General features: G+C 39.7%; 7 protein-coding genes. 3 read left to right on the top strand and 4 right to left on the bottom strand.

Annotation, left to right across the window (positions count from 1 at the left end; genetic code table 11):
* From IM515_RS21235 to IM515_RS21220, 4 genes are all read right to left on the bottom strand, one after another.
* The coding region (locus IM515_RS21235) for a Uma2 family endonuclease (RefSeq protein ID WP_272077987.1) at positions 1-395 on the bottom strand (395 nt) is incomplete at its 3' end.
* Positions 396-524: 129 nt separating this feature from the next.
* Positions 525-1,217, bottom strand: a complete 693-nt coding sequence (locus IM515_RS21230; protein WP_287626918.1) for a ParB N-terminal domain-containing protein — start codon at positions 1,215-1,217, stop codon at positions 525-527.
* Positions 1,218-2,567, bottom strand: a complete 1,350-nt coding sequence (locus tag IM515_RS21225) for an AAA family ATPase (RefSeq protein ID WP_287626920.1) — start codon at positions 2,565-2,567, stop codon at positions 1,218-1,220.
* 366 nt (positions 2,568-2,933) lie between these two features.
* Entirely contained in the window at positions 2,934-3,875 is a 942-nt protein-coding gene (locus IM515_RS21220) for a serine hydrolase (protein ID WP_287626921.1), read from the bottom strand.
* Between the two features lie 110 nt (positions 3,876-3,985).
* On the opposite strand from IM515_RS21220, the gene IM515_RS21215 reads away from it, so the two are divergent.
* The 3 genes from IM515_RS21215 to clpS all read left to right on the top strand — a co-directional run bounded on the left by IM515_RS21215 (position 3,986) and on the right by clpS (position 6,226).
* Complete coding sequence (locus IM515_RS21215) at positions 3,986-4,648, top strand: 4'-phosphopantetheinyl transferase family protein (RefSeq protein WP_287626922.1); 663 nt, start codon at positions 3,986-3,988, stop codon at positions 4,646-4,648.
* Positions 4,649-4,743: 95 nt separating this feature from the next.
* Entirely contained in the window at positions 4,744-5,877 is a 1,134-nt protein-coding gene (locus tag IM515_RS21210; protein ID WP_002765335.1) for a glycosyltransferase family 4 protein, read from the top strand.
* Positions 5,878-5,932: 55 nt separating this feature from the next.
* Positions 5,933-6,226 (top strand): ATP-dependent Clp protease adapter ClpS, encoded by a 294-nt coding sequence (gene clpS / locus IM515_RS21205; protein WP_002765336.1) that lies wholly within the window; start codon positions 5,933-5,935, stop codon positions 6,224-6,226.
* The last annotated feature ends 1 nt before the right edge of the window (position 6,227 follow it).

Genomic DNA, 6,227 nt, shown 5'->3' with positions numbered 1-6,227 from the left:
GCACTAGAAGCGGCAATTTCGACAATTAATTCCGGCGCTCCTTCTACATAATCATCTTGACTAATTGTCGATTGTCCTCCCTTGTCAATTCTTAATAGGGCATCCGGTTGGGGTTCGTTATCAATATCTAATCTCACGGTGGCATTATCACCCAATCTAACACCTGGAGTCGCCGCTTTATAGAGAGCTAACCATCCGATAATATTAGCATGAGGCTCGGCGTGACTTTCAAATCTGAGGGGAGATGCCATATAAACAATTCCTTCAATTAATTCCGCTTTTTTGAGATGGGGCATCCCTTGATAACGTCGTTCAAATTCCCATCGAGTTAATTTATCGCCGTTTTCTAGGGGAGGAATTGTTAAAGAAGCAGCTATTACTGGGGTAGTTGTCATAGGTTTTCTCTTTTCACCCGTCTTCTAGTTAATCTTTGCCCGCTATCGGATCAGGTTTTTTCCTGATCTTCCATTATTATAACACCCATCGGTAGGGTGTGTTAAAGTAGCTCAACACACCCACAAAAATCAATTATAAGTCAGCAAATAATCCATTAGTTTGATCAGAGTTGCTGCCCCCATTTTATCTACTCGATCAGTGATATCATCAAGAGAAATAAATAGCTTATCTTTTCGCACTTTGAGAAAATTTCCAGTAACTGTTCTATTTATTCCCGCTTTTTTAAGTTGATTAGCATCACAGGTATTCAAAAGCTCTAAAATCGACTTAGAAGGAGGAGAAGGAGGAGGAGAAGCAGAAGGAGGAGGAGAAATAATAATTTTTTCTTCCAGTCTTTTGATTTCTTTTTGGTACTCCTCTCGGATTGCTTGTAACTGGGTTTCTAATCGTTTTTCAAGATTATTCACCCTCAATTCTAGAGGATTATCTGTTTTTTCGGGCGTGGTAATTAACCCAGGAGAAGGGGATAATAACTGTATTTGCTGTAAAGCGATATTCTCCGCTTCTTTATCAACCACAAAAGCGTTAATAGTTTCTAGGCTGCGTTCTTTTTCTTTAGCAATTAAACAGGCATAATACTCTAAATTTCCCTCAATAATCTGGAAGCGTTCAAAGCCAATTTTTTTGAGAATGACAGGACGCATTAAGCCCTTTATTGCTACAATAAGATTAGCTAAGTTGTGTAAATCTGTTTCTGGAAAATAAGAACGCTCTTTAGTAGCTACCACGTCCTGTAAATCAATTAGTAAAAAATCCCACATTTATTTAACTCCTATTTTAGCTAAAACTTCGATTGCTAAGGCTTCAAATTCTGCTGCTGATACTCCCGCATCGCCTTGATTTTCGGCATAATCCATTATAGATTGGGGAGCAGGAATTTCTAAATCTCCCACGGGAACGGATTGATTTATACAGCGAGATAAAGGCATTCTTTCCGAGATAGTCGATTCCATCAAGGGTAAACCATATTTGTCTGGAATTACTTGTTTTTGTTTGGGAAAATTAAATCTTAAGTATTGAGCATTGGTAGAAATTTTGGAAGGTAAAACGCCTAAAATTTTTATGGGTTCTTTACCTAAATTTTCACGAGGTTCGTTAATTGCTTCCTTGATAAAATTTTTTACACTATTTAAACCTTGATTAGAAAATGGTTTAAGATCTGATGGAATAATCAGATAGTCGGAAGCAATTAAACCAGCTTGAGCATAAAAATCTAAGGATGGCGGGGTATCAATAATAACCAAGTCATAATCATCTCTAACTTTATCTAATTTTTTAGATAATCTTGTGTCAGAACTCCCGTATCTAGTTAAGGTAGTTTGTTTTTCAATTAAGCTAATATGAGCGGGAATTACATCAATTTCTGGATGGTTAAATCCCTGAGATTTTCTGACAATATTTTGCACAAAAGTTATGTCTCCATCATTGAGTAAATGAAAGACATTTTTATCTTTTAAATCATCGTCATCATCGAATTGAAACTTAATTAAACCAACGGCAAAGGTACTATTAGCTTGAGCATCAATATCAATTAATAATACTCGCTTACCTTTTTTACTCAAAGCTGCCGCTAGATTGGTAGCGACGGTGGTTTTACCAACACCACCTTTATGATGATAAATTGCGATGGTTTTCATGGGGTTTCTGTGGTTGATTGTTGGAGAATTGAGCGGTGGAATACCTAAAGATAAGGTTTCGTAACCAATCAGAGATTTTAACTTTTCTAAGTGAGCGGCAATTTCTAACCCAGAACATCTAAAAACTAAATAAATTTTATCGGTTTTCCTTTGATAAAGTTGAATTTCATAACCATTAGTTAATAATCCCCACGGCACTTTAAAGTAGTTAAGATAATAACCTAAACGATGACGATGATTGGTGAGCTTTTCTCTGGGATTTTTAGCCTCGATAATTAGACAGTGAGAGGATACAAACTGCTTTTTGTTGATGGGTTTTTGAGCGGAAACAAGGAAATCTAAGCGGACTTTACCGAAGCTAACTTGTTGATACCAATGTTCGGCATTGTAGCCTAGTTTGGGGAGTAAATACTGAACAATTAGTTTACTCTCCACTTCCCTTTCGTTATGACAATGGTGAGGGTTAAAAGTCACATATTTGAGGAAATACTTAAGAACAACTTATTGTTAGTTTAAATGATGACAGCCCTTCCCGTCAAGGTGAAGCACAGACTGAATCCTTACTTAAGTGGGGAGGCACAATTATTGGTAGGATGGGTTAGCGGTAGCGTAACATGAGCGGACGTTGGGTTTCATGCTTCAACCCAACCTACGTTCATCTTATATTTAATTCCACCCACCTACTTAATCGAGTATTTCAGCTGCAAGAACAAACCCCATCTATCCCAGAAAAGCTATATATTGAGATGCACATCAGTAAATTTACGGGTTCATGACAGTAGGATGTTTATCTAACACTTTTGACAATGACAGAGAAAACCATCCTACCCACAGGTTAAATTAATTGAACTGCATAATTTTCTCGGCTACTTTCTGGGAGATAAAAGGTAAAATTGAGCGATTTTGACTGTTATCTTTTCCCTCGGTAAATACCACCAATAGATAGGGAGTATGATGGGGAATTTCAATATAGGCTGCATCGTGACGTACTTGACTTGTCCAACCAGCTTTTGACCAAATTTGACTATTTTCTGGTAATCCTTGTCCTAGAAATCCTAAGATTTGTGTATCATCTCCTTGACTTGTCCAATCAGCAGGATTAAGACTTCGTTTTAGTAAAGACATCATTATTTGAGAACGTTGGGAAGAAACCGCAATCCCCCCAACAATAGTATGAATTAAACGCGCCACTGCATTGCTAGTTAACATATTGCGATTCTCCATTAATTCCCCTAAAAAAGCGCGTTCACGTCCATAGGGACCATCAGACCAAGTTTTTTGATTAACGTTAATTGTCGCTAATTCCGGCCAATTTAGGGATTGAAAATAACGATTAACTATGTTGCGTTGTTGCTTCCAAGTTTCAAAGGGACCGGCGGCAATTTCTGGACCGCTAGTGGTTCCCGTGACCAGATCTACAACTAAACTGGTAGCATCATTACTAGAGTCAACAATCATGTCACGAATGGCGCGATTTAATTCGCTGCTTTCGGCAATCATACCCCCCTCTAACCACTCATGAATCGCTACTAGATAAAATAATTTCACTAAACTAGCGGGATAGGTTCTTTCTTGTCCGCGATAGCTAAATCCGCGGGGGGAATATTTCCAGAATTCTTCGTGAGAAATTGCTCCCCCCGTGTTGACGATAACAGGAGGATCATATACTATCCAAGTTAGGGCAATTTGTTCTTGAGCTAATTGGGTAAATTCTCGCCAAGTTGTTTCTAAAATATCTGTACCGAACTGTTGGAGGTGGTCTTCAGTATGAAAAAAGTTCATAGGTGTGCTGCAAAGTCAAGAGTTAGAAGGTGGATAAATTCTTGAGTCGGCAATTCTCATTTTACGGTAAAATTTACCGATAATTAATTATTTGATCGCTTCTGAGTTTAATGTTTATATCTACCGATGAGGTTCATCTCTATTTTATCAGTCTCGATCCCTCTGGGGATAGACGAGAAAAACTGGCTTCTTTGCTCTCGGAAGATGAAATAATTAGAGCTAATCGTTACCATTTTCCCCAACACAAGCGGCGTTTTTTGGTGGCTAGGGGATGTTTACGGGAGATTTTAGGGTCATATTTGGCCATAAGTCCCGAAAAAATCGAGTTTATCTACAGTGAACGGGGAAAACCGAGTATTAACTACCAATTGCAGTTTAATCTCTCCCATTCCGAGGAGATGGCAATCTGTGGCTTGACTTTAACCGCTCGCATCGGGGTAGATTTAGAGAAAATGCGCGAGGTGAAAGATTTAGATAGCTTGACAAAAAGGTTTTTTTGTGCTAGGGAACATGAGCTTGTTGAAAAGTCCGCAGAGAAGGAAAAGTTATTTTTTCAGTTATGGACGGCAAAAGAGGCTTATTTAAAGGCACTGGGAACGGGAATTAGCGGGGGACTCGATCGAGTGGAAGTGGGCCTTAATCCCTTAAAATTAGACAATGTGGCGGGGGAATGGCAATTATGGACAGCAGCAATCGGCGATAATTATCGAGCGACGGTGGTTATCGAAGGAAGCGATCGAGTGATTAAAACCTTTGGCCTTTCTGATCTATGATTAATTGGGGAGTTAATTGCCTTGAGAAATTCAGTAATTATTCCTAGCTATCTCAAAAAGCTTGCCCTTAATTATTACTTAACCTTGTTTTCTCTATGCGAATTGCTCTTTTTACAGAAACTTTCTTACCGAAAATCGATGGCATTGTCACCCGTCTTAAACATACCGTGGAACACCTACAAAGATTAGGTCATCAGGTATTGGTTTTCTCTCCCGATGGCGGTTTAAAAGAGTACAAAGGTGCTAAGATTCATGGAGTTACAGGGATTCCCTTACCCCTATATCCGGAATTAAAAATGGCTTTCCCCCGGCCTTCAGTCGGTCAAGCTTTAGAGAGGTTCAAACCTGATATTATTCATGTGGTTAACCCGGCTATTTTAGGGGTGGGAGGCATTTATTTTGCCAAAACTATGAACATTCCCCTCGTCGCTTCCTATCATACCCATCTCCCCCAATACCTACAACACTATGGGTTAGGTTCCCTAGAGGGATTACTCTGGGAATTATTAAAATTGGCCCACAATCAAGCAAGTTTAAATCTCTGCACTTCCACTGCTATGGTACAAGAATTATCTAGTCGTGGCATTGAAAAGGTAGAGCTTTGGCAAAGGGGAGTCGATACGGAATTATTTCAACCTCATTTAAAATCCCCGGCTATGAGACTGAAATTATCCCAAAATAACCCCGATAGTCCTCTCTTATTATACGTTGGTCGAGTGTCGGCCGAAAAAGAAATCGATCGCATTAAACCAGTCTTAGAAGCGATTCCCGAAGCAAGATTTGCCATTGTGGGAGACGGTCCCCATCGGGAAGCTTTAACAAGTCATTTTGCCGACACAAATACCCATTTTGTTGGTTATTTACAGGGGTTAGAATTAGCCTCCGCTTTTGCTTCCGCAGATGCTTTTCTTTTTCCCTCACGCACAGAAACCCTCGGTTTGGTACTCTTAGAATCCATGGCTGCCGGTTGTCCGGTGGTGGCGGCAAATTCGGGGGGAATTCCCGATATTGTCACCGATGGAGTTAATGGTCATCTCTTCGATCCTAGGGATGAAAAGGGTTTAATTAGTGCCACCCAAAGATTACTAACCGCCAAGGCAGAAAGAGAGGAATTACGACGAAATGCGCGCCTAGAAGCGGAAAAATGGGCATGGCAAGCGGCCACCAAACAGTTATTAAATTACTATCACCAAGTTTTGCATAATAATTCTGTGGCTTTTGCCGCTTAATTGTTGTCAAAATGCTCGAATTTAACCGCAAAAACCTTGACCTATTGTAACTTTTATGGCCAGCGCACCCAGTACCACCTTAGATAAGTCCACTCAAGTTGTCAAAAAGACTTATCCCAACTATAAAGTTATTGTTCTCAACGATGACTTTAACACCTTCGATCATGTGGCCAATTGTTTAATTAAATATATCCCGGATATGACTACCGATCGAGCTTGGGAATTAACTAATCAAGTTCACTACCAAGGACAGGCAATTGTCTGGACAGGTCCCCAGGAACAAGCGGAACTTTATCACCAACAATTGCGACGGGAAGGATTAACTATGGCTCCTCTAGAGGCCGCATAAT

It is taken from the genome of Microcystis sp. M44BS1 (assembly GCF_020244875.1).
Classification (GTDB): Bacteria; Cyanobacteriota; Cyanobacteriia; order Cyanobacteriales; family Microcystaceae; genus Microcystis; species Microcystis panniformis.
Note: the sequence above shows the minus strand (reverse complement) of the source record. Positions and strands in the feature narration are given on the sequence as shown.

Coding starts and splice junctions, on each gene's coding strand:
- IM515_RS21230 (WP_287626918.1), bottom strand. CDS start 1,217: ATGTGGGATTTTTTACTAATTGATTTACAGGACGTGGTAGCTACTAAA.
- IM515_RS21220 (WP_287626921.1), bottom strand. CDS start 3,875: ATGAACTTTTTTCATACTGAAGACCACCTCCAACAGTTCGGTACAGAT.
- IM515_RS21215 (WP_287626922.1), top strand. CDS start 3,986: ATGTTTATATCTACCGATGAGGTTCATCTCTATTTTATCAGTCTCGAT.
- IM515_RS21210 (WP_002765335.1), top strand. CDS start 4,744: ATGCGAATTGCTCTTTTTACAGAAACTTTCTTACCGAAAATCGATGGC.
- clpS (WP_002765336.1), top strand. CDS start 5,933: ATGGCCAGCGCACCCAGTACCACCTTAGATAAGTCCACTCAAGTTGTC.